This window comes from Shimia sp. NS0008-38b, from assembly GCF_040370365.1.
Taxonomy (GTDB): domain Bacteria; phylum Pseudomonadota; class Alphaproteobacteria; order Rhodobacterales; family Rhodobacteraceae; genus Shimia.
In genome coordinates, this window is record NZ_BAABWQ010000001.1 from 514060 (window position 1) to 537861 (window position 23802).

Consider the following 23802-nt stretch of genomic DNA (forward strand, 5'->3'; position numbering starts at 1 on the left):
CTCCCAAGGCGTGCCGTCTGCACATCACCGAGCCATATAAAATGGTGTCTGTCTTGAGATTTTGGACTTAAACCGCCTACTCTGCGCCAAACCCAACGCTTTCTAGCGGAGCCCGTTCATGTCCCATCGCCCCGATCTCAGCGTCATGTTTGGCTCATTGCGCTCCGGCACAACAATGGTGCGTCTCATGTTAGACGGCCATCCGCGATTGATTGCGCCCGGTGAAACAGATTTTCTGACCGACCATCTTCGTCGCAATCGTGCCGGAGACTGGCAGTATGACCTTGCCTCTCTCGCCGCAGATCGCATGTTTCAGGCCATGGACATTCCCGTGCCGCAAAGCACAGATGCCGCCACCGCCTTCGCCGAACTGTGCGTCAGCCTGCGCAGAGGCCAGACACGCCCCCTTGTGCTCATCGCACATCGCGGCTTGGATCGCCTCCTGGATTTGGTGCCCGACATCCCTGTCATTCATTTGGTACGTGACCCCCGCGACGTGGCCCGCTCAGCCATTGGTATGGGCTGGGCTGGCAACACCTACCACGGTGCGCGCACGTGGCTGGAAACGGAGTTGGAATGGGAGCAGACCGTGCACCGCTTAAACAGCGATCAGCATCTAGATCTGCGCTACGAACAACTGGTCCATGCCCCAGAACACAATCTCAAAGAGATGTGCGCCTTTCTGGGGGAAACCTTTGAACCCGCCATGCTCGACTACACCATAAACAGCACCTACGCGCGCCCGGACCCGGCTCTAACAGAGCAATGGCGCCACAAACAAACGCCGCGTGAATTAGGACTGATCGAGCCTCTGTTTGGCGAGTTGCTCAGCCAACGCGGCTACGCCTTCAGCGGCCACCCCCACCTACACCCGGGCCCCTTTGGGCGTCTCGCCCTCAGGCTGGATCACCTACGCTCTGTCTGGAGCCGCCGCATCGCACGCTATGGGGTCTGGGATCCAATATATGTGCGATTGTGCGAGCGTCTTGGTTTACAGGCGTGGGCGCGCCCGGCACAACGCCGTATGGATGTGATCACCCAAGACTATCTCAAATGATCTGATCACCGCGATGCAGACGACAGCGCGCGTCGTCACGCTCCAAAGTTGCCACCCAAGTCTTGCGGAGACATACGGATCAATCGGCTGTCTTCCACTGCCGCCTGTCGATGCTCTACGGCGGCGCGATATTCGGGATACTTATGCATGGATGCAAAGGCTTCAACGCTGGGGTACGCGGCAATAAAGCACAAATCCCATTGTTTTCCTGGCCCAATCAACATCTGCTCCATCTGTCCGCGCCAAACAATCTTTCCGCCAAGCTTTGCAAAAGTGGCCGCACTCTCACGCCCATACGCCGCATAGGCCTGCGCACCCGTCGCCATACGCCCATCAGCATATTGCGCCGACTTACGCAGCTTTATCAGGTTCAACATATGTACAGGCCCGGCCCGATCGTTGGCTTTGAACGCGTCATATCCAGCCTTGTCAAACGTGGTATAATTCAACGAAAGTCCCCCCAATTCACATTTTCCACATCAGTATTTTCAATCAAGCTGGCAGTAGCAATGATTGATTGGTTCGCATCGACCGACATGCGGACAAAACCGACTTGGAAACGAAGTTCTATTTGGATCAAAGAGAAAAGCTGCTGAAATTGGTCAGCACCAACAAAGGCACCTTTATCGGCTACAACACGTTCTTTGAGTAAAAGGACTGCAAGCGCTTTAAGGCAGCCAGAAACACACCCAACGAAAAAAGGCCGCCCCATATAGGAGCGGCCCTTCACTGTCCCATAACTGGGTGTTGGACTTATTCGTCGTCCAGTGCCTCTACGGCTTTTTGCAGGTCGTCTTTGGAGACCTCTTTTTCGGTCATTTCAGCCAGTTCAAAGACATAGTCGACAACTTTGTCTTCAAAGATCGGCGCGCGCAGCTGCTGCTGCATCTGCTGGTTCTGCTGAACAAATTCAAAGAACTGACGCTCTTGACCCGGGTACTGACGCGCCTGGTTCATGATTGCTTGGGTGATTTCTGCGTCGGTCACTTCGACCTCTGCTTTTTGACCCAGCTCTGCCAGCAACAGGCCCAAACGCACGCGGCGCTCTGCCAGTGTGTTGTGCTCATCTGTCGGTGTGATCTCTGGGTGGTCGTGGCCTTCCACCTCAGGGTTTTCTTCATGCCACAGCTGATGCGCAATCTGGCCAGCTTCCGCTTCCACCAAGGAAGGTGGCAGTTCAAAAGACACCAGCTTGTCCAGCTCGTCCAGCAGCGCACGTTTGGTCACTGCGCGTGCAGCACCTGTGTATTCGCCTTCCAGACGCTCAGACACCTGAGCTTTCAGACCGGCAAGGTCTTCTGCGCCAAATTTGGTGGCCAGCTCGTCGTTGATCTCAGCAGCAACCGGTTCTTTCACTTCTTTGACAGTGCAAGAGAACACAGCTTCTTTGCCAGCAAGGTTTTCAGCGCCATATTCCTCAGGGAAGGAAACGGTCACGTCTTTTTCTTCACCGGCTTTTACGCCAACCAGCTGCTCTTCAAAGCCCGGGATGAATTGGTTGGAGCCCAACACCAGTGGGAAATCGTCGCCTGCGCCGCCTTCAAACGCTTCGCCGTCGATGCGACCCACAAAATCCATCACAACTTGGTCGCCGTCTTTGGCTTTAGAACCTTTTTTGCGGGCTTTGAAATCCTGCGCGGTTTCGGCCAGGTTGGCCAGCGCTTCGTCAACATCCGCTTCAGCTGCTTTCACAACCATTTTTTCCAGCTTGATGCCTTTCAGATCAACGTCTGGAATAACAGGCAGAGCCTCATAGGACATTTCGACTTCAACATCGTCGCCCTCTTTCCAGTTTTCGCCGTCTTTCATTTCGACTTTGGGCTGCATGGCAGGACGATCACCGGACTCTTCGAAGTGCGCGTTCATCGCACCGTCGATGGTCTCCTGCATGGATTCACCCAACAAGCGCTCACCAAATTGCTTTTTAAGGAGCGGCATAGGCACTTTGCCTTTGCGGAAACCTTTCATTTCGATTTCCGGCTGCGCTTCTTTCAGCTTTTCGTTTACTTTTTCGTTCAGCTCAGCCGCGGTGACAACGATGTTGTAGCCGCGCTTCAGGCCTTCGTTCAGAGTCTCGGTAACCTGCATCAGGAGTCCCCATTAAGTAGCTGCGCGCGGTCAATTGAGCCCGCACGCAGTCGAGAAAAATTTGAGTTCTTCTAGTGGTCCCTGCCCAGAGGCGCAAGGGCATATCCAAGCAAAAACGCGCCCGATCCATTTGACCCGGCGCGTTTGAAGGACAATTGGTTGTCTACTGGTGCCTTAGAAGCTCCAACGCGCGCCAATCATATAGCCATCAACATCGCTAAAGTTGGTGCCGGTCTGCTCGTAGGAATGGCTGCGATAGGCCGCAAACAGTTCCACGTTGGCCGAATCGACTTTCTGAACAGCTTCGAGCCCCCAAACAACACCTTCGTCGCCTGTGGCCACCATGTCCTGAGACCTAAAGACATCCGCAGACAAATAAGTCTTACCAAAACTGAACCACTGCTGCTGATACCCGACCTTACCATAGACATAGCTGCCGGATTGGTCGTTCTCGCCGACCGACAATGTGCCACTGATGCCCGTTGGGTTGTGCAAGGCACCAATTGAGCCAATCACCGTCTTGGTTTCGCCCGATGACAGATCATTCACAGCATAGGCCAACGTGCCTTTGAAGCTGGTATCCCCAAAATCCGTGCCATAGCGCAAGGCAACATCGTAGAAGCGGTCGCTGTTGTCGTCTTTCAGGATCTCCTGACCTGCAGCCGCCGAAATCACAAACCCGTTGAAGTTCGGGCTGTCATAGCGCACCCGGCCTTTCCGTCCGCCGTCAAAGTCCTTGAACACATCGCCAATCGAGACCCCAGAGCCGACGCCGCCGGTGAGGAACTCAAAACCGCCAAATGTATCGGACACGGCAACCGTACCCACAAGGCCAGTGCCGGAGAAGTCCGTGCCGCCGGTGATACCATCTGACGCCATCGAACCTTGACCAACGTAGAAAGTCCCTACGTTGTCGGTTTGATAAATCAGTTCAACCTTACGCAGGTTTTCTTGGCTCCACTCAATGTCACCCCCGCCACTTGTTTGGCTTCGGCTGCTGGAACCGGGCAAACCAAGCGCCGTTTCAAAGTTGAATTTGATGGTGCCGTTGGCCAAGTCGTTGTTGAACCAAAACCCCAATCGGGACGGCGCATTGCTGTTATCGACAACCTCAGTGGTTGTGGAGGTCCCATCATCAACGCTAATCACGCCGCCGTTTAGGAACCCATACCAACTGAAACCTTCTTCAGATTGCGCAATCGCCGCGCTTGTCATTGCCGTTGATCCCAGAACAAACGCCATCGGCGCTGCCAGAATTTTCACTGATCGTTGAACCATAGCAGTTTCTCCATGCTGATCCTGTCCACGCGGACAGGATGGTCCTAAAGGATGGGCCTGTGTTGCGAGTCTTTGGCATATGGCAATGGGCCATACCCTCAGATCCCACGGGTCGAACTCCACGCCGCGCAAAATTTGCAACGTAGAAATGTCTTTGTGTGACACGCACAGAAAATCGAGGTGCATGCCACAATCTCGCCGACGTGTGCCTGTTAGGATATGCGCAAAGCAGGCGCAAATGCCTTCCCTGCCAAGCTGGGCCAATTCATGCCAACGCCGTGTCTCAGTCGTTAAAATGTGTCCTCAAGTGCGTCACTTGTACCTAGGAACTCAGCGAGAAACCGCAAGGTACGGGTCAAAAACGTCGCAGTCTCCTTGACATATTCTTTAGGAAAAGGGCCCGACAGCACGCCAAGCGCCCCCTCACTCACGGCAACGTGTGTAAAATGAGCCATTTCTCGCGCAGCTTACACAAGCGCTAGGCCAATTTCCGCCAGATACGGGTGTTCAGACACGGAGTTTTCGGAAAAACCACGACGACAAAAAGTGTCCAACACCTGAGAGGGTCGTGGAGCGTCACACATGCACAATGAAAAGGCCACCACCAGACCGCACCTCTCAGGTCCGCCAAAGACCTCTCAAACAACATGTGACCAACCGCTCCGCTGAAGACCTAAAACGCGCATGAGCGCTGCGAGTAATCTACCCCTGATTGAATTTGACTATCCGCGCCACAGATTTTCGCCAAACCCGATAACCTGCCCCCGCGACACTAGGGACACCTTTGGTTGCGCCGAGGACCGCAAGACCTGCGCAGATGACCAAGAAACACAGAGGTTTTCGTACATTTTCCTCGGAAACGCCGTATGACGTTTCAAAAAGGCCACATCCCACCCCCTAAACCCATAAAAATCCTGTGTTTTATGGAAATGTGGCGAAAAAGTGTTTGGCGAAACCTCTTTGGCGTTTTATAAATGGCAACAGCAAACAAGGGCAAAAGCCCGAACAACCTAGAGCGGTAAATAAGATGAGTAGTTTGAGTTATGCCGTCCGCGGAGCGGATGGAGTTGTGGTTCGTGGGCAAACAGCAGACAGCGCCAATGGCAGCGTGGCTCTGCATCAGGCCAAAGAAGTCTCTCTGAACCTCGCCCCCAACGACATTGCTGGATATGTGCAAGACGGTGACAATTTGGTTATCCACCTTGCGTCTGGCGAAACCATCACGTTGGAAAACTACTTTGTTGCTGTGGATGGCGAAGACCGAGATCTTTTTCTTTCCAAAGATGGACAATTTCATCAGGCCGATCTCGGTGATCCGATCAACGATCAGTATTTTGCGCAATATCAGTCGGTATCGACCACGGAAAAATGGAGCGCCTATGACGAGTTGGCCTTCCTTGATCTGGAACGCATCGAACCGGTTGTCGCACCGCTCGCGGCCCCTGCTCTCGGTCTGATCCCCGGCCTTTTGGGCGCCGGCGGCGCGGCTGCGGTTGTTGGCGGCTTGGGTGGCGGAGGCGGCGGTGGCTCCGACACCATCATCCCAACCGTCGACGATCCAGACGTGTCTCGCGTGATCGGCGGCACAGGCGATGACACTGTCACCATCACCGGAACCGGTGAGCCCGGCTCTGACGTCACAGTCACCATCGGAACGGAAACCGGCACCACCACGGTTGCGGATGACGGCACATATGAGGTGGTTTTTGATCCTGCCGCGCTGCCAGACGATGGCGTCTACGTCAGCACAGTCACCGTGGTTGCTCCCGATGGCAGCGTCTACGATCTTGACGGCCCCTCTGTCGATATCGACACCACCCCGCCGGATGTCTCTGTGGTGGACGGCACCCTGTCCACCGGCGACATCGTCAACGAAGACGATCACAGCACCGGTCACGTTATCTCCGGAACCGGTGAGCCCGGTGCGGCACTGACTGTCGAAATTGATGGCACCACCCACAGCACCACAGTGCTGGATGACGGCACGTGGGCTGTCACCTTTGCCACAGGCGAGATCACCACAGGCGAATATGACACCGCGATTACCATCACCTCAACTGATGCGCGTGGCAATGTCACCACCGTGACCGACACATTGCAAGTGGACACCATTGCCCCCGGTGTGGCGCTCAACACGGTTGAGGGCGACGACATCATCAATGCGTCAGAAGCCTCTGATGGTGTTGTACTTTCCGGCACTGGTGAAGCCGGTACAACTCTGTCGATCCTGTTTGAAGGCGTCACCCAAACGGTGACCGTTGCCGGTGACGGCACGTGGTCTGCCAGCTATGATGCCGCCAGCATTGGCACCGGCACCTATGACAGCACCGTTCAGATCACGGCCACCGATCTGGCAGGCAACAGCCACACCGAAACCTTCACTGTTGCCATCGACACGGAAGGCAGCGCCACCATCACAGCACCGATTGCAGGCGACGATGTCTTAAATGCCGCTGAGCACGCCAGCGGGTTGACCCTCACCGGCACCGCTGAGCCCGGCTCGTCGGTAGAAATTACCCTTGAAGGCGTAACACATACAGTGACCGCCGACAGCAGCGGAAATTGGACCACCACCTATTCGACCACAGACATTCCGGCAGGCACCTACGACAGCACCGTCACCGTGACCGCCACCGATGCGGCGGGCAACGTCACCACAACTTCTGACACTTTCCGTGTCGACACGGAAATCTCCGCAGGCCTTGATGCGAGCCAATTGGGCGGCGACAACACGGCCAACGCAACAGAGGTGGCCGGTGGCTTCTCTCTGACCGGCACCGCAGAACCAGGCAGCTCTGTCGCTGTCACCCTTGAGGGTGTGACCCACACGGTCACATCCGCAACAAATGGCACATGGTCAGCAAGTTTTGCTGCGGGCGAAATCCCACAAGGCACCTACGACAGCACCGTCACCGTGGTCGCAACCGACACTGCCGGCAACAGCGCCACCTCCACCGGAACCGTGCGCGTGGACACAGAGATTTCTGCCGCACTCGACAGCAATCAGGTGGGCGGCGACGACATCGCCAACGCCTCAGAAGTTGCTGGCGGCTTTGCGTTGACCGGCACAGCAGAGGCCGGCAGCACCGTTGTGGTTCAAATGGCGGGCGCGACACGCTCCGTGACCGCCGCCGCCAACGGCACGTGGTCCGCCAACTTCACCGCCGCAGATATTCCACAGGGTGAGTACGACGCCCCGGTGACTGTCACCGCGACTGATGCGGCTGGCAACAGCGCCACCTCAACTGGCACCGTGCGTGTCGACACCTCCACATCCATCGACGTTGATCTGTCCGCAGGGGTGTTCACCGCACCGGTCAATGCGGCGCAGATGCAAGGCGGCGTTGTGCTGGAAGGCACCACAGAGCCCAATGCACAGGTTGTCGTGACCGTCGAAGGGGTCGTGCGCACCACAACAGCAGACGCCTCTGGCAATTGGTTTGTCACCTACGAAAACGGCGCGCTCTCCGAGGGCACCTACACCGCCGATGCGACGCTTTCGGTGACTGACGCCGCTGGCAACACAGCCACAGCCAGCGCCAGCTTTGAGGTCGACACAGAGATCACCAACCCGGTGGTGCAATCGGTCACCTTCTCTGATGACGATGTGACGTCGGTTTCACTGGACACCGAAGCGCAGGACTACAGCATTCATGCGCTGCATCAGAACGGCAGCGCCGCAGAGCTGAGCACCACCGAAGTGGCGCTTGGCGGCAATGAAAGCCTGTTTGTGCTGAACCCTCAGGCCTCGGATGGCACCCATCTCGTCATCGCGTCCACCGATGATGCGGGCAACCAATCTGACACGCTGCTGGTGCTGGATGACAACGTCACCAACGCAGGCACGCTTGATCACGCGGCCATTGGCGGCTTCAACATCGAAGGGATCGAACTGGACTACGCCTCTGACGCCAATCTGACCCTGACAGAGGCGCAGATCCGCGACCTGTCAGACACCTCCGACACGCTCACCATTCACGGCGGTGCAGACGATCAGATCACTGTCACTGACGCGGTCAAAACCAACCAGACTGTCAACATCGAAGGCGAGTCTTATGATGTCTATACCGTCGGCAATGACGGCGTCACGCTCATTGTTGATCAAGACATCACTGTGACCATCTGATACCAGCCGGGGCGGCCCCGCCGCCCCGCGTCTCACTTGAACTACGGACTATCAAACGCCTCATGCTCCCCCGTCCTTTCAAAACAAGCCTGCCCCTGCTGTTGGGGGCCACGCTACTAGGCGGGTGCATGTCCTCTATGCCTGAAATCGGCAATCCTTTGACTCTGCTGCAGTCCAAACCCAAGGCGGAAGACGCCGGAGAAGTCACCAAGCGCACCAGCTTTGAACAAGACGCTGACGTGGGTGAAGATGGTCAAAGTGCCATTCTGAGCACGCTTCTGACCCGCCAATCCATGATCCCGCCAGACAGCAGTCTGGGACATGTTGCGGATGTCGCCCTGACCTCTTCGCGCCGTTCAGCGGAGGCCCAGTTGCGCACTGCAAAATTGCGCGCCCAAGCCGAAGACAAAAACTGGCTGCCCACCATTGGCCCTGAAATCTCTCTCACCTCGCTGGGTGATGTGATTGCGGGGCTGGTGTTTGAGCAGGTGCTGTTTGACCACGGTCGCAAGAAGGCTGAGCGCGAGTATGCTGCCGCCGACGTCGAAGTGGCCGCTGTCACGCTGTCACAGGATCTAAACGAACGAACCTTTACCGCTTTGGCACTTTACATCAAAGCCTTGCGCGGCCGAGACAAAGAGCATGTGGGCAACAAAGGCCTTGCTCAGATGCACCAATTTGAACGCATCGTGAAGGGGCGTGTTGAGGGCGGGGTCTCCAACAAGGGTGATCTGCGCATGGTGCGCACCAAAGTCCAAACACTGGAAACCAAAAGCCAAACCGCCAGCGAAAGCAGCGCCACAGCTTTGGCTGAACTTAAGGCAATGACCGGCACCGCCTTTTCGCTGACACCCGCGACGCCCTTGGGCTCACATTATCCCGATCTGGAGCCGCTTGATGTGCTCAAAGCTCGGGCAGAGGCTGATCGCTCCGTGGCCCAAGCCACAGTAGAGCGCGCCGCGCAATTGCCCGGCCTCTCAGCCAACGCACGTGTGACAAACCAAGGCAACGGTGGCAGCCTGAATGTCGGCAACGATGTCGGTCTGGGACTTGGCACCGGTGCGCGATTGAAAGCCATCGAAGCCTCCAAAGACATCGCCGCCCGTCAGGTGGGCGAGGCACGCGAAGACGGTGCCCGCGCCCGCAAGCGTCTGGAAAGCAATATCCAAAGTCTGGCCCGCCAAGAAAAAGAGGCCAACACGCTGGCCCGCGAGGGGCGCGAAACCTACACGCTGTTTGAGGCACAATTCCGCGCCGGACAGCGCTCTGTCCTCGAAGTGGTTGATGTCTATGAACAGTCCATCCTGCGCGCGCTGGATGGGGTGGACGCCAAATACGACAAACTGATCGCCCAGCTCGAACTGGCGCGCGATCTGGGTCTTCTGGCTGACGGAGATAAAATTTGAGCGGCGGCGCCACAGGCAACAAAGCGGGCAAAGCCCCGGTTGTGCTGTCCATTGCCGCTGTACAGGCCGCCAAACCGGCCAACCAGACCCCTGCCCCTGCATCCAGCAAACCGTTGACCCGCGCAGCACAGCCGGAGGCAAAACCGGCGCCCGCCGAGGCCATCCACGATCTTGTCGAGGCAACCGCCAACCGCATTCAGCACCGCGCCACTTTGATCTCTACGCTGGCCGCGCTCAACGGTGCCGATGTGCCGGTGACCGACATTGCCGAACACATGTGGACCACCGCGCCGGGCGATGTTTCCTTTAAGGCGCTTTCCGGCGCACTGGCCCACGCAGGTGTAGAGCCCAAAATCCACACCAAACTCACCATCGCGCCCACAGCATGGCCCGCCATTGCGGAAATGACCAACGGTCAGGCCATTCTTGTGCTCTCGCAAGACGAAGACATTCTCACGGTCTATGACGACAGCTGTGCGGACAATCGCGCCGAAGTTGCGCTCACCGAGTTTGCTCCTTTCTTTTCCGGGACCGCGCTGCGCGCCAAGGTCTCTCTGCGCCAACTGGCCGAACGCCATGTACCCCAAATCGCCGAAGGTATGTCGGGCCATTGGTTCTGGGGCGAGTTCACCAAATACCGCCGCCACATGGGCGAAATCATGCTGGGCTCGCTGGTGGCCAATCTTCTGGCCGTTGCTGTCGCGCTGTTCTCGTTGCAGGTCTATGACCGCGTCATTCCGCATCAATCCCAAGCCACCCTTTGGGTGCTTGCTGTGGGGGCTGTCTTCGCCATTGGTCTGGAAGGGCTGCTGAAACTGGCGCGCGCCAAGATGAGCGATGCTGCGGGACGCCGTATGGAACTCTCCATTCAGCACCGCCTTATGAAACGTCTTCTGGGCATGCGTTCTGACCGCCGCCCGCTGCCCCCATCTGGCCTGTTCGCGGCCATGCGCGACTTTGGCGCAGTGCGTGATTTCTTCACCTCCACGACGATCTCTGTGCTCGCGGATATGCCGTTTATCGTGATCTTCCTCGCCCTTGTGGCCTCCATCGCGGGCAACCTCGTCTGGGTGTTGGTGTTTGGCGGTTTGTTGATGGTGCTGCCCGCTTACGTGTTACAAAAACGCATGATTTCTCTGTCACGTGAAACACAAGGTGCCTCCGCCAAAGTGGGCCGTCTGCTGCAAGAGGTCATCACTGAACTCGACACCGTAAAAACACAACGCGGCGAAGACCGCGTGTTGCGGCTCTGGGACGAACTCAACGCGGTCTCCAGCCATTCCTCCGCAGAGCAACGCCGCCTCAGCTCCGCGCTGACCTACTGGTCCCAAGGTGTACAGCAAACCACCTATATCGCCACCGTGGTGATCGGAACCTATCTGGTGTTTGCCGGCGAATTCACGGTTGGCACCATCATTGCCACCGGCATTCTCACCTCGCGCACATTGGCGCCTTTAACGCAGTTTGCAGGCACCTTGGCCCGCTGGTCCAATGTCAAAGGTGCACTGGAAAGCCTTGACGCGATTGCTTTGTCTGAGCAAGAAAAAGGCAGTGACCGCAAATACTTGCGCCGTGAAAAGCTGACTGGGCAGTTTGAGCTGCGCGAACTGTCTTTCGCTTATGACGAAGATGCCGCAGCCACACTTGATGTCCCCGGTGTGGTCATCAAACCCGGTCAACGTGTTACCATTTTAGGCGCAAACGGTTCGGGCAAATCCACGCTTTTGAAACTCATGGCAGGGCTTTATGGCCCCACCAAAGGCCGCATCCTTCTGGACGGCACCGACATGAGCCAGATTGACCAACGCGACCTGCGCCGCAACATCGGCTACCTGTCTCAGGACGTGCGCCTGTTTGCCGGGTCTCTGCGCGACAACCTCAACCTCACACAGCTGGAACGTGATGACGACCGCCTGATGGATGCACTCGATTTTGCCGGTCTCGGCCCCTTCCTACGCAACCATCCCCAAGGACTCGACCTGCAAATCCGCGACGGTGGCGAAGGGCTTTCTATCGGCCAGCGCCAATCGATTGGCTGGGCGCGTCTCTGGCTGCAAAATCCCAGCATTGTGCTGCTTGATGAACCCACAGCCGCGCTGGATCAGACGCTCGAACGGACCCTGGTCAGCCGTCTTTCCAAATGGCTTTCGGGCCGCACGGCGCTGATCGCCACGCACCGCACCCCTATCCTTGCGCTCTCAACACGTACGCTGATCTTGCAAAATGGCCGGCTCGTTGTAGACGGCCCACGTGAGCAAGTCCTCGCACACCTCGCCGCCGGAGAAGGCGCATGAGTGCCGCGCAATTTGACACGGACACCGGCCTTGACGATCAGGTCCGCGCCTCCCGCCTCACCATCCGTCTGATCTTTATGGCTGTTGCGGGCTTTATCCTCTGGGCCTCCTTTGCCTGGGTCGATGAAATCGTCCGCGCTGAAGGCCAGGTGGTCTCCTCATCTCGCTCCCAATCCGTGCAAAACCTCGAAGGTGGTATCCTCGCCGACCTCGCCGTGAAACAGGGCGATCTGGTTGAGGCGGATCAAATCCTCGCCACCTTGAGCGACACCCGCTTCCGCAGCGCCTTTGACGACCTGCAAGACCAGATCGACGCCCTAGAACTGCGCCGCCTGCGGCTGGAGGCGGAGATCGCCGGACAATTCGAATTTGCGGCGCCAGAAAGCCTCGCCACCCGTGCGCCTCGCATTCTGTCATCGGAAAAAGCGCTGCTGGAGGCACGCCAAACCGACATCGACAGCCGCCGCGAAGGCGCCTTTACCCAGCTGGAACAGGCCAACGCAGAGCTCGCCAATATGGAGCGGCTTTATAAGAAAGAGTTTGTCGCCCTGCTGGAGGTCAACAAAGCCCGCGAAAAGGCGTCAGAGGCCGAAATCCGCTACATGGACATCATCACTCAGGCCGAGCTGACCTTGGCGGAAGAATACTCTGAAACGCTCAAAGAGATCACCTCGCTGAAGCAGGAAATGCGTCTTGCGCAGGACCAACTGTCGCGCACGGTGATCACCGCCCCGATGCGTGGCATCGTGAACAACCTCGCCGTCACCACCATCGGCGGCGTTGTGCGCCCGGGCGAAGAAATCTTTGAGATCATCCCCTTGGGCGAAGAGCTGTTTGTCGAGGCCCGTGTGCGACCCGAAAACATCGCCAACGTCGAGCCCGGCCAAGACGCCTCCATCAAGCTCACCGCCTATGATTACACCATCTACGGCACCCTGAAGGGCAAGGTGGATTTTATATCTGCCGACACCTTTGAAGATGAACGTGATCCATCCCTGCCTCCCTACTACAAGGCGACCGTAACAGTGGACACAGCCGCGCTGACGGAGCGCCAAAAAGCCATCGAAATCCGCCCCGGCATGCGCGCCACAGTCGAGCTGCACACCGGCTCCAAGACCATTCTTCGGTATCTGCTGAAACCGCTTTATAAGAGCAAAGAAGCGTTTCGGGAGCCGTAGCGCCGCGGATGTGGCGGGCCTTTGAGAAAAACGGATATTCGTTTCAAAAAGTGCCTGCTTTGACGCCGTCGCAATCCCAACCAAAAATGGAAATGGCGGCGCGGCGCGTATCAACGCGCTGAGGCTCGGCGACCCGGTTGAACAGCCGAGAAAATTCCGCTCTATGTGGCCATAGAATTTTTCAGAACACATTTCTTGAGGCATCAATGCAGTATGCAAAACTAGGCAAATCAAATCTGACCGTAAGCCGATTGACCCTCGGCACGATGACATTTGGCCCCCGCACGTCCGAGTCAGAGGCGCATCGTATTCTGGATCAAGCTGTCGATATGGGGATCAACTTGATTGACACGTCCAATGACTACGGCAATCCGATCTGGGGGCAGACCGAAACGATCGTTGGCAATTGGATCGCAAAGAGCGCGTCTAACCGCGATCGCATCGTGCTCGCCACCAAAGTTTTTCAGGAGAAACCCGAACCGCGCCTTCCAAACGAAGAGGCCGGTCTGTCCGCTTACAAAATTCGCAAGCAAGTCGAAGAGTCGCTGACAAGGCTAAAAACAGATCACATCGATCTGTACCAAGTCCACCATGTGGACCGCCGCATCACCGGCGAAGAGTTGTGGGGCACGTTTTCACGGCTCCAAGACGCCGGAAAGATCACCTACGTCGGGTCCAGCAACTACAATGGCTGGGCGCTTGCCAAACACCAAATGCAAGCCCAGCATCGCGGCGCACTTGGATTCGTGTCAGAGCAATCGATGTACAGCCTGCTCTGCCGGTACCCGGAATTGGACCTCATCCCGGGAGCACAAGATCTTGGCATCGGCCTGTTGGCCTACATGTCATTGGCCGGTGGCCTTCTGGCCAGCGGAAATCGACATGCCGATGGCAGCCGAGCAAAAACCGTTATGGAGTGGTATGGGTTGGATGAAGACGATTTTGGTCCCCGCCTTGATGCCTATCACGCGCTCTGTTCCGACCTTGGAGTATCCGGAAACACCCTCGCCACAGCTTGGGCGCTGTCAAACCCCGCCGTGGCCAGCGCGATCGTCGGCATTCGGGTGCCAGAACAGTTTTCCGGTTTGCCAGAAGCTGTTGAGATGAAATTGAGTTCCGAAACCCTTTCACGGCTGGACCAGCTCTTTCCAATCAGCAGCGGCAAAACACTCAAAAATGCACCGTCACCAGAAGCCTACGCATGGTAGAATAATAAGCGCATCAGGCGGCCCGCGCCACGTATCGGACGACCAACAAAGACGCTCCGAGCGGTGTATCTGCACCAGGGTTGCCACCCAAACGAACAGGAGCCGCCCAACATGGACCTCACCCATATCCTCGCCTTCAACCTCGCGCTCGCCGCGGCCATCGCCAGCCCCGGTCCGGCCTTTCTGATTTCGGTGAAAACCACCCTCACCGCAGGCCGCCGCGCGGGCCTCGCTGTCGGCGCGGGTCTCGGCCTTGTGGCTGCGCTCTGGACTCTTGCTGCGCTCATGGGGCTAGAGGTCATCTTCACCGCCTTCCCTTGGGCCTATGTGGCCGTAAAAACCATCGGCGCGCTTTATCTGATCTACATCGCCTATGGCATGTGGAAAGCGGCCAGCGCCCCGCTTGCTCCCTCCGAAGTCAAACCCGCGCGCCATGCGTTTGTGCAAGGCATGATGATCAATCTGATGAACCCCAAATCGGTGCTCTTTGCGGCCGCTGTACTGGTGGTGATCTTTCCCCCCAACATGACATTGGCCCAAACCGGTCTGATCTTTGCCAACCACCTCGTGATCGAGCTGATCTTCTACAGCCTGCTGGCCTTTGGCATGAGCACCACAACCGCCCGCACCGCCTATCTGCGCGCCAAGGTGTATCTTGACCGCGTTGCGGCGGTGGTGCTTGGCGCGCTTGGCCTGCGCCTGCTGTTTGGACGTTAAATATGGGCAACGCGCTGGTGCCAGAGTTCGCCGTCACAAATTGCGCGGCGTCAAAGGCATTTTATTGTGATGTGCTTGGGTTCACCTGTGCCTTTGAGCGGCCAGAGGAAGGTTTTGCTTACCTCAAACTTGGCGATGCCGAAGTGATGATTGATGAAATTGGACAGGGCCGCACCTTTGAGAACGGCCACCTGCCAACGCAACGCCCCTTTGGTCGAGGCCTCAATGTCCAAATCAAAGTGCCCGACATCACGCCCCTGCTCTCTGCTCTGGCCGCCGCAGACCATCAGCTTTACATGCAGCCAGAGGACAAATGGTATCGCAACAAAAACATCGAAGCGGGCAATCGGCAGTTTGTGTGTTGCTGACCCTGACGGGTATTTGCTGCGGTTTTTTAGTGATCTCGGCACCCGGCCGCTACATCCGCAAATTACCCTCACACCCTAGCCCGTTGGCGTTGTGAATGCAGGTGGCAGAACAAAAAAAGCGGCCCGCAATGGGGCCGCCAGTGTTGGACAGTCAGGCAAGAGCAGGCAGCCTGAAGTCCCAATTCGTTGCAATTTCGGGGAAAGCTAGCCGCCGGCGATCATACGTTTCAACGTATCCGCGCTTAGCAATGTGCCAACGGAGACGTTCTTGCCGCCCATCGCCGCTTTGGCCGACACCACCGACACCACAGAGGGATTGCGGCCGTTGGTCAAAGCCAGCACCGGCGCACCTGAGGCACCAAACTCCACCTCACAGCTCATAACCAGCGTCTCGCCCTGTTGTGCCAATACCCGACAGGGGTACTCCAAGATCGGATCCGCGCGGTTGCTGACCGTGTAGCTCAACACACCCAACATATCCCCGCTGGCCAAATTGGCCCCATACCGCATGGGCAAAACACTGTTTTTGGAAATTGGCTTGGACAGCTTGAGCAGTGCCAGATCATGGCCAACCTGCGCATTGCCGCGGCCGCGATGTTCATACTTTGGGTGCACTGTCACCGCCGAAACTTGGCGCACGGCGGTGGCTTTGCCTGCCTTCAGGCCCGCCTGAAATTCGATGGTGGCCGGTGCGACCTTCCGTCCGGAGCGCTGATCATACACACAATGGGCTGCGGTCAGCACCGTATCAACGGAAATCAACGCGCCTGTGCACATGGCCTGACCGGAAACGACCAACCGCCCTACAGCGGCCTCTCCGGGCAAAAGTCGTGCGCTTGTATCGGCTTGAGCCACCGCGGGCAGCATGGCTGCAATGACGGCAAGTAGTTTGATGGCACGCATGTTGGCTCCCTAATTCGTTGTCCCATCTGCGCAACAGATAGCGGCAGCAATCGGGCAAAACCCGTGCGTTTTTCAGCCCGTTTTGGGCGCGCGACGTGGCACCACGGCGACAAATGTAAGGCTCATGTCCGCACAAGGCAGGGTCGCTTGCCCGCAAACGCGCGCCCTCATCGCCACAATCCCCCTGTAACGTGGGGTTTGCGGCATCTGTCTCTTGCACCCGTCGCATTTTCGTCCCATTGCTGCGCTAAACAGCGCGACATGAAAGACACCCCGCATATGACAGCTCAGACATTTGTCCCTACGCCGGAGAATGAGCGCCACTTCCGCGACGCGCTTGGCTGCTTTGCCACTGGCGTGACAATTGTCACGGTGCCAACCGCAGATGGGCCTCTGGGCATGACTGCAAATTCTTTCTCGTCTGTATCGCTGGATCCACCGCTGATCCTGTGGTGCCCTGCGCGCAATTCTGAACGGCACCCCCATTTTGCCGGGGCCAGCCACTTTGCCATTCACATGCTGCGTGACGATCAATCAACGCTCGCCATGGAATTTGCCCGCAATGGCGATCCTTTTGCCAATCAGCCTTACCAGACCAACCCCCATGGGGTGCCGCTGATAGACAACTGCCTTGCGCGGCTGGAATGCAGCACCCACGCGGTGCACAATGGCGGCGACCATGACATCGTGGTCGGTAAAGTAGAGCGTCTCTGGATCGACCATGGTGCGCCGCTGGTCTTTGCCCAGTCAAATTTCGGCCGCTTCCTCCCCAACGCGTAAACACTCCAAACCCGCACAGTCACAGTGGCGACACAGCGCATTTCCAAGGCGCTGAGCCGCTTTACGCGCGGGATATGGCCTTGCGCCACAACACCGGTTGTCAAATCGCGCCAACGGCGCATAGTGGCTCTTAAATGGTATGATCACCTCCACAACCGCCCGGAGCCGCCCCTTGGAACAAACCACAGATCACGTGAACAGCTTTGACGCTATGCTGGCCGCCACGGCCCCGCTCGCCCCCATCACCACAGCCGTTGTTCACCCCTGCGACGCGGCCTCTCTGACCGGGGCGCTGGAGGCGCGTGACAAAACCCTGATCACCCCCATTCTGGTTGGGCCAAAAGACCGCATCACCGCTGTTGCAAACACCGAGGGCCTTGATCTGTCTGGTCTAGAGATTGTTGACGTCAAACACAGCCATGCCAGCGCCTCCGCCGCCGTGCGATTGGTGCGCGAGGGCAAAGCGCAGGCCTTGATGAAAGGCGCGCTGCACACCGATGAGGTCATGGGCGCCGTGGTTGACAAAGCCACCGGCCTGCGCACTGAGCGCCGCATGAGCCACGTCTTTGTGCTGGATGTGCCCACCTACCCCAAACCGCTGCTGATCACCGATGCGGCCATCAACATCTTTCCCGATCTGATGGTCAAAGCTGACATTGTGCAAAACGCCATCCATCTGGGCCATGCGCTTGGCATTGACACCCCCAAGGTGGCAATTCTGTCAGCGCTTGAAACCATCTATCCAAAAATTCCCTCAACAGTGGAAGCTGCAGCCCTTTGCAAAATGGCAGATCGCGGTCAGATCACTGGCGGTCTCCTGGATGGGCCTCTGGCCTTTGACAACGCCATCTCACGCAAGGCCGCTGACGCCAAAGGCATCAAATCCGATGTGCCCGGTGATGCGGACATCCTTGTTGCGCCGGACCTTGAGGCCGGGAACATGATCGCCAAACAGCTGATGTATCTCGCAAATGCAAGCAGCGCTGGCATCGTGTTGGGCGCGCGTGTCCCAATCATGCTGACCTCACGTGCGGATGGCACTCTGTCCCGGCTTGTCTCTGCGGCATTGGCGCAGCTGATGGTACACCACACTCTTGGAAAGGGCGTGATGTGACACGGGCTTTTCTCGTCCTCAACGCGGGATCATCTTCGATCAAGTATGCCGTTTACACCACTGATTCAAAAAAGATGTTCAGTGGACAAGTCGACCGCATAGGTTTGGGACCGGCGTATAACGATGGCACCGAAGAGATCGCGCTTCCTGTGGCCAGAGATGCGACACACGCCACCATTTTGGATTGGCTTTTGCCCCACATCGAAGGCCTCTCCGACACATTGAACATCGTTGGCGCCGGACATCGTGTGGTGCACGGTGGACGAGACTTTGCTGCACCGGCCCGTGTCACAGAAGATGTGATCGCCAAGCTGCAAACCCTCGCACCTCTTGCGCCGGGCCATCAACCACACAATCTGGCAGGCATCAAAGCCGTTGACCGCCGCTGGCCAGGCATTCCTCAGGTTGCCTGTTTTGACACCGCCTTTCACCGCACCCAACCACGCATTGCGCAGCTTTTTGCCATCCCGCGCGCGCTCGCAGACGACGGCGTGCTGCGCTATGGCTTCCACGGGCTCAGCTATCACTATATCTCGACCCAGCTGCCGCACTGTCTGGACCGCCCCAATGGCAAAGTGATCGTGGCCCACCTTGGGAACGGTGCGTCTATGTGTGCAATGCAAAACATGAAGAGCGTTGCGACAACAATGGGCTACACTGCACTGGATGGTCTGGTCATGGGACGCCGCTGTGGCGAACTCGACCCCGGCGTGATTTTCCACATGCTGCGCGACCGTGGCATGACAGTGGCCGAAATCGAAGACACGTTGGGCACCAAATCCGGCCTTCTCGGGGTCTCAGACATCAGCTCCGACATGCGTGACCTTCTCAGCTCCGACAGTCCAGCCGCCGCCGAAGCTGTAGACCTATTTGTCTATCAGGCTTGCAAGAAGATCGGTGCATTGGCGGCCACCCTTGGCGGATTGGACGCCATCGTCTTCACCGGCGGCATCGGCGAAAACTCTGCCGCCATTCGCGGTCGCATCTTACAGGGCTGTGCTTGGCTGGGCGCAGACATTGACGATGCCGCAAATACCGCTGGGGCGACGCGCATCACCACCGATGGCAGCCGCCTTGCTGCACATGTGATCGCAACCGACGAAGAAGGCATCATCGCAGGCGAAACCCAACGTCTTATAGCGGAATGAACGTTTGAATTCACACGGTGACATCCGCAGCAATCCCCAATAGCGTGCTGTCATGGATTTGTTTGAACGTTTTGTCACCCTTTGGGTTGTGATCGACCCAATTGGCACCATTCCGGTGTTCATCGCAGTCACCGCCGCCATGAGTGCGCCAGAAAGGCGTAAAACCGCGATGATCGCTGCGGCCACCTCCGCAGGCGTGCTTCTGTTCTTCCTGCTGCTTGGACAGATCTTGATCGACGCGCTTGGCATCAGCCTTTTGTCGTTCCAAGTGGCCGGTGGCATTGTGCTCTTTCTCTTTGCACTCACCATGATCTTTGGTGAATCCAAACCAGAGAGCGAAAAACAATCAGCCGATGTAGACGCCGAGCTTGACGAAGGTCCATCGCCCGCGGTGTTCCCGCTGGCTGTGCCCTCCCTTGCCAGCCCCGGTGCCATGCTGGCCATCGTGCTGTTGACCGACAACACCACCGTGTCCATCGCTGATCAGGCAATTACCGCGATTGTCATGCTTGGTGTGATTGCCATCGCCTATCTGTGCATGCTGACTGCCGGACCGATCATCCGCCTGATCGGAAATTCCGGCGCCGCCATCGTCAGCCGTGTGATGGGTATGATTTTGGCGTCTGTCGCCGCAGATTTGGTGATTGGCGCGGCCCTGGAGATTGCAAAGACCGGATCGCTCTGAGCCTTAAATCGCCGAGTGCGCATGTCGCCACATTAAGGTCTGCGCATGCGATCCGCGCAACCTCTGCAAAACAGCCGTGAAACAGACGCAATACCGACGTTATATATGGCACCATTAGGGCGGTTAATCGACCGTGCTATAGGTCGATTTCAACCACACCACCGGCCTCTTTCGCCCGGCTCTGACAGAGAATGACCGCAGTTTCCCGCTGCTTGTTGGACAGCACAAAATCACGGTGCTCAACCTCACCAGACACCAACCCACATTTACAAACCCCGCAAATGCCATCAGCGCATTTCACATCCACATGCACGCCATTTTCAAGCAACACATCTGTCGCAATTTTATCATCAGGAACAAAGAGTTCCCGGCCATCTTTCAGTCGAAGTGTGAAGTCAAAATTCTCATAGTCTGGTTGGTCTGGAACACTGAAATACTCAAGATGCCGGGCCTCCTCAGGGAAACCTTGGCGCGTCGCGGCCTCCATGACGCCGTCCATAAACCGGTCAGGACCACAGGTGTAAACATGCCATCCGTCCTGATACCCTGACAGAATTGCATCCAGATCAGCGCGTGTGCCTTTGTCTGAAAAGTGGAACACAACCTTGTCGGCCCAAGGCATCCCTTTGAGATCATTGATATAACCAGCCCCATCTTCGCGGCTGGCAGAATAATGCAGTGCAAAATCTTGGCCGAGATCATGCAATCGATGTGCAAATGCAATCATCGGGGTTATCCCGATCCCGCCCCCCATCAAAAAGCTCTTGGTCGCTTGCTCTACAAGACCAAAATGGTTGATCGGTTTGGAGACAAAGACCGTACGCCCTTCGCGAAAAATCCTGTGTAGCAAAGCACTTCCACCACGGCCGGCGTCTTCACGCAACACACCGATCTGATACCTAGACCGATCTTTAGGATCCCCTGACATGCTGTACTGGCGCAAAAACTCAGGGGCGACCAAGACATCCAGATGCCCGCCTGCCGTCCAAACCGGCAAATCTGCCCCATCTGTTGCGGCAAACTCATATTTGGTCACATCCGCCGTCATTTCTTCAACGCGGGACACTTTCACCTGAACAACCGGCGCATCCTCCGCACTCGGCACCTTGTATCGGTCAATGACACTGTCATCTCCAGAGGCCAATCTTAACTTGTACTCCTTCTCGGAAACCATTGATTCATAGGCTTTAATGCCAGCCTCACGGTCCATGACAAAAGGGTACGGCCAGGGATGTGGTGCCAATGAAGCAGGATACACCGCCAGGGTCTGATCCTCGTATTTCAGGTTGAGATCTTTCTGCAAATCACGACGGTTCAACGGATGTTGCGTCGGCCGATACGCACCATCATCTTCCAACTCAATGTCCCACCACCACTTTTTCGTGTCGTTTAAGCTGCCATGCCCCACAGCGTCATCAAGCTTTGCCAGAGGTTTGGCCAGACTTGGAAAATTGGACGCCGCCCAGCGAAACGGCGCCTCTGCAAACAGCCCTTCCAAATTCCAGGGACAGGTTTTCATGCAACGACCACACATCGATCCCCCCGGTGTTGTGATCCGATACGTCGCGCATTTTTGGCTGTCAGACTTCCAAATCTCATAGCCATTGAACATCAATTTTGGCCCGGCAGTGATGGCCCCGCTGGGACATTCCCGCGCACATTTGTTGCAGTTCTCACAAAAGTTTTGCAGCCCAAAATCAATGGGTTGATCGTGATCCATTGGCATATCTGTGGTCACCGCCCCTGACTTCAGACGCGGCCCCAGATAGGGGTTTAAGATCACCTCACCAATCCGGCTGACCTCCCCAAGTCCAGAAAGCAGCAACAACGGAGGTTGCAACACCTCACCATCGATCACGGTGTGTGTTTTGGCCTTGTAGCCCAAGTTCCTGATGTGCTGCGCAATCACGCCCCCCAAGAGCGAAAACCGCAAGTACGCACGCATGGATTGCGCCACGCTGATCCAATCATCCCCGCTGGCGCCTTCCATGGTTTCATAGCCCTGATCAATGATCATGCTCAACGCGTTGTCGTGGATGGGCTCAATTGGTGTTCCGGTTGCGTCATGGCTGTACCAAGCCCATTCCGGACAGCGGCTCAGACCCACGGCATCCACACCTAGAAAGTAGGATGCTGCTTTGAGGTTTGCCGCGTTACGCTCTGAATCCGTTGGCTTTTTGACCGATTTACTGGCCCCATCTTGCAGCAAGACAAACGCACCCAAAGCGCGGCGTTGCGCCATGCTGGGCGCAGATTTGCGCACATAGTATCCGCCTTTGGCCGCATCTTGCAGGGTCTTGCCCATGTCGCCAAATTGGGCACGCGCAAACATGTCTGCGCGTTTAGGGACACGCGCCACATTGGCCTCATCAATATAGGTTGTCGGGCTCTCCGCCCGCTTCAACCGCTCAAAAGGATGCGCGCCTTTGACATAATCCCGATTGCGGTAAGGGTCTTGCGTCAAAGCAGATTTTGCCGATCCCTTGCCCAACCACCACGCAGGTCCATGGGTCTGCAGCCAAGGCTGCTCTGCCATGGGAGCAAGCGGCTGATCATGCGCCAGATCCATCTCAGTTGTGATAACTGCCAAGCCGAAACGCTGCCCAACCCAAGGCGCAACCAAGTTGCCCTCTTCGCAGCTCACCAACCCCGCCGCCAAGGCCACTTTGCCCAGATCCACATCAGAGGACGTTGCGGTATGTGCCTTTGCACTGAACCCTAAGAGCCTGATATAATTGGCGATGACCACGGCACTTTCGGTGGCACGCAAACAGGCGCGATGATCCTGCGCATCCAGAATCCAATCGCTGCCAGGCTCGCCACTCTCTGGATCACGATGATGCTCAATCAGAAACACCAGCGCGTTTTTGTGCCCGTCAATACTGCTTGGCGGAGCTTCCATGCTGTCTTTCAAATCCGCCATGATCACATCAATCCCCGCCGCCAAGGATTTGATTTGTCGCGTTCGAAGCGCCTCTGACAAACGGTCGATGTCTGGATTACGGCGCGGGGATTTCAAACGCGCTTCGTCCATCAGCGGCCCCACACCAACCATCGAGGTATCGTTGAAATACCCAAAGGCTTTCATGTGGTTGGCTCGTTCCTCGGGATCTGACGGAATGCCTGATTGCACTGGGTTTACCAGCCCATCGCGCAACGCGTCCATCATCGCCTGGAACTCTCCCATGGCGTTGACAATACTCTCTGGCCGCTCAGGCCGATGGAAACTGAGAATTTTATCGCTCGGTGCGTCTTGATGATCAACGATTGATTGCCGTTTCAGGCGTTCCAATGGGTACGGCCCCAGATGTACTGGCCGCGCCTTGTCGGAAAAAAACTTGATGCCCATGATCCCCCCGTCGTGCGCTTACGTGCGCCCTCTTGTCCCTACGTGCTTAACATGCGAACCGCATGTCAGCCACACAGCTGTGCACCAGCATTTTGTAACTTTC

Annotated in this window: 18 protein-coding genes; 12 read left to right on the top strand and 6 right to left on the bottom strand. The window is 57.0% G+C overall.

Going from position 1 to position 23802, the window contains the following annotated elements:
* Positions 1–118: 118 nt before the first annotated feature.
* Complete coding sequence (locus ABWV47_RS02505) at positions 119–1057, top strand: sulfotransferase family protein (protein WP_353308264.1); 939 nt, start codon at positions 119–121, stop codon at positions 1055–1057.
* A 35-nt stretch (positions 1058–1092) separates the two neighbouring features.
* Here ABWV47_RS02505 and ABWV47_RS02510 read toward each other — a convergent pair whose 3' ends face one another.
* The 4 genes from ABWV47_RS02510 to ABWV47_RS02525 form a co-directional block, all read right to left on the bottom strand.
* Positions 1093–1506: a DUF1330 domain-containing protein gene (locus ABWV47_RS02510; RefSeq protein ID WP_353308265.1), complete on the bottom strand. Its 414-nt coding sequence runs from the start codon at positions 1504–1506 to the stop codon at positions 1093–1095.
* Positions 1503–1787, bottom strand: coding sequence for a hypothetical protein (locus tag ABWV47_RS02515; RefSeq protein WP_353308266.1), 285 nt, complete (start codon positions 1785–1787; stop codon positions 1503–1505). Before ABWV47_RS02515 ends, ABWV47_RS02510 begins: the two co-directional genes overlap by 4 nt.
* A gap of 23 nt (positions 1788–1810) precedes the next feature.
* Entirely contained in the window at positions 1811–3145 is a 1335-nt protein-coding gene (gene tig / locus ABWV47_RS02520) for a trigger factor (RefSeq protein ID WP_353308267.1), read from the bottom strand.
* A gap of 174 nt (positions 3146–3319) precedes the next feature.
* Positions 3320–4423: a porin gene (locus ABWV47_RS02525; RefSeq protein ID WP_353308268.1), complete on the bottom strand. Its 1104-nt coding sequence runs from the start codon at positions 4421–4423 to the stop codon at positions 3320–3322.
* 1027 nt (positions 4424–5450) lie between these two features.
* Between ABWV47_RS02525 and ABWV47_RS02530 the strand changes: the two genes are divergently transcribed.
* The 7 genes from ABWV47_RS02530 to ABWV47_RS02560 all read left to right on the top strand — a co-directional run bounded on the left by ABWV47_RS02530 (position 5451) and on the right by ABWV47_RS02560 (position 15720).
* A complete protein-coding gene (locus ABWV47_RS02530; RefSeq protein WP_353308269.1) occupies positions 5451–8549 on the top strand; it encodes an Ig-like domain-containing protein in 3099 nt (1032 codons plus the stop codon).
* Positions 8550–8677: 128 nt separating this feature from the next.
* Complete coding sequence (locus tag ABWV47_RS02535) at positions 8678–9955, top strand: TolC family protein (protein WP_353308270.1); 1278 nt, start codon at positions 8678–8680, stop codon at positions 9953–9955.
* A complete protein-coding gene (locus tag ABWV47_RS02540) occupies positions 9952–12249 on the top strand; it encodes a type I secretion system permease/ATPase (RefSeq protein ID WP_353308271.1) in 2298 nt (765 codons plus the stop codon). The genes ABWV47_RS02535 and ABWV47_RS02540 overlap by 4 nt, the downstream gene beginning before the upstream one ends.
* The gene (locus ABWV47_RS02545) at positions 12246–13427 is read left to right on the top strand and encodes an HlyD family type I secretion periplasmic adaptor subunit (RefSeq protein WP_353308272.1); all 1182 of its coding nucleotides are present in this window, start codon (positions 12246–12248) and stop codon (positions 13425–13427) included. The genes ABWV47_RS02540 and ABWV47_RS02545 overlap by 4 nt, the downstream gene beginning before the upstream one ends.
* Before the next feature lie 206 nt (positions 13428–13633).
* Positions 13634–14635, top strand: a complete 1002-nt coding sequence (locus ABWV47_RS02550) for an aldo/keto reductase (RefSeq protein ID WP_353308273.1) — start codon at positions 13634–13636, stop codon at positions 14633–14635.
* Between the two features lie 111 nt (positions 14636–14746).
* Entirely contained in the window at positions 14747–15352 is a 606-nt protein-coding gene (locus tag ABWV47_RS02555; RefSeq protein ID WP_353308274.1) for a LysE family translocator, read from the top strand.
* Positions 15353–15354: 2 nt separating this feature from the next.
* On the top strand, positions 15355–15720 hold the full coding sequence (locus ABWV47_RS02560) for a bleomycin resistance protein (RefSeq protein ID WP_353308275.1): 366 nt from the start codon (positions 15355–15357) through the stop codon (positions 15718–15720).
* 204 nt (positions 15721–15924) lie between these two features.
* Here ABWV47_RS02560 and ABWV47_RS02565 read toward each other — a convergent pair whose 3' ends face one another.
* A complete protein-coding gene (locus ABWV47_RS02565) occupies positions 15925–16623 on the bottom strand; it encodes a trypsin-like serine peptidase (RefSeq protein ID WP_353308276.1) in 699 nt (232 codons plus the stop codon).
* Positions 16624–16902: 279 nt separating this feature from the next.
* Between ABWV47_RS02565 and ABWV47_RS02570 the strand changes: the two genes are divergently transcribed.
* The 4 genes from ABWV47_RS02570 (at position 16903) to ABWV47_RS02585 (ending at position 20350) form a co-directional block, all read left to right on the top strand.
* A complete protein-coding gene (locus ABWV47_RS02570; RefSeq protein ID WP_502959685.1) occupies positions 16903–17403 on the top strand; it encodes a flavin reductase family protein in 501 nt (166 codons plus the stop codon).
* 139 nt (positions 17404–17542) lie between these two features.
* The gene (locus ABWV47_RS02575; RefSeq protein ID WP_353308278.1) at positions 17543–18517 is read left to right on the top strand and encodes a bifunctional enoyl-CoA hydratase/phosphate acetyltransferase; all 975 of its coding nucleotides are present in this window, start codon (positions 17543–17545) and stop codon (positions 18515–18517) included.
* Positions 18514–19665 carry an acetate/propionate family kinase gene (locus ABWV47_RS02580; protein WP_353308279.1) on the top strand — a complete coding sequence of 384 codons (1152 nt, stop codon included), beginning with the start codon at positions 18514–18516 and terminating at the stop codon, positions 19663–19665. The genes ABWV47_RS02575 and ABWV47_RS02580 overlap by 4 nt, the downstream gene beginning before the upstream one ends.
* 52 nt (positions 19666–19717) lie before the next feature.
* The gene (locus tag ABWV47_RS02585) at positions 19718–20350 is read left to right on the top strand and encodes a MarC family protein (protein WP_353308280.1); all 633 of its coding nucleotides are present in this window, start codon (positions 19718–19720) and stop codon (positions 20348–20350) included.
* A 136-nt stretch (positions 20351–20486) separates the two neighbouring features.
* Here the strand turns inward: ABWV47_RS02585 and ABWV47_RS02590 are convergent, their stop codons facing one another.
* Positions 20487–23699, bottom strand: coding sequence for a reductive dehalogenase (locus ABWV47_RS02590; RefSeq protein WP_353308281.1), 3213 nt, complete (start codon positions 23697–23699; stop codon positions 20487–20489).
* Positions 23700–23802: the final 103 nt, after the last annotated feature.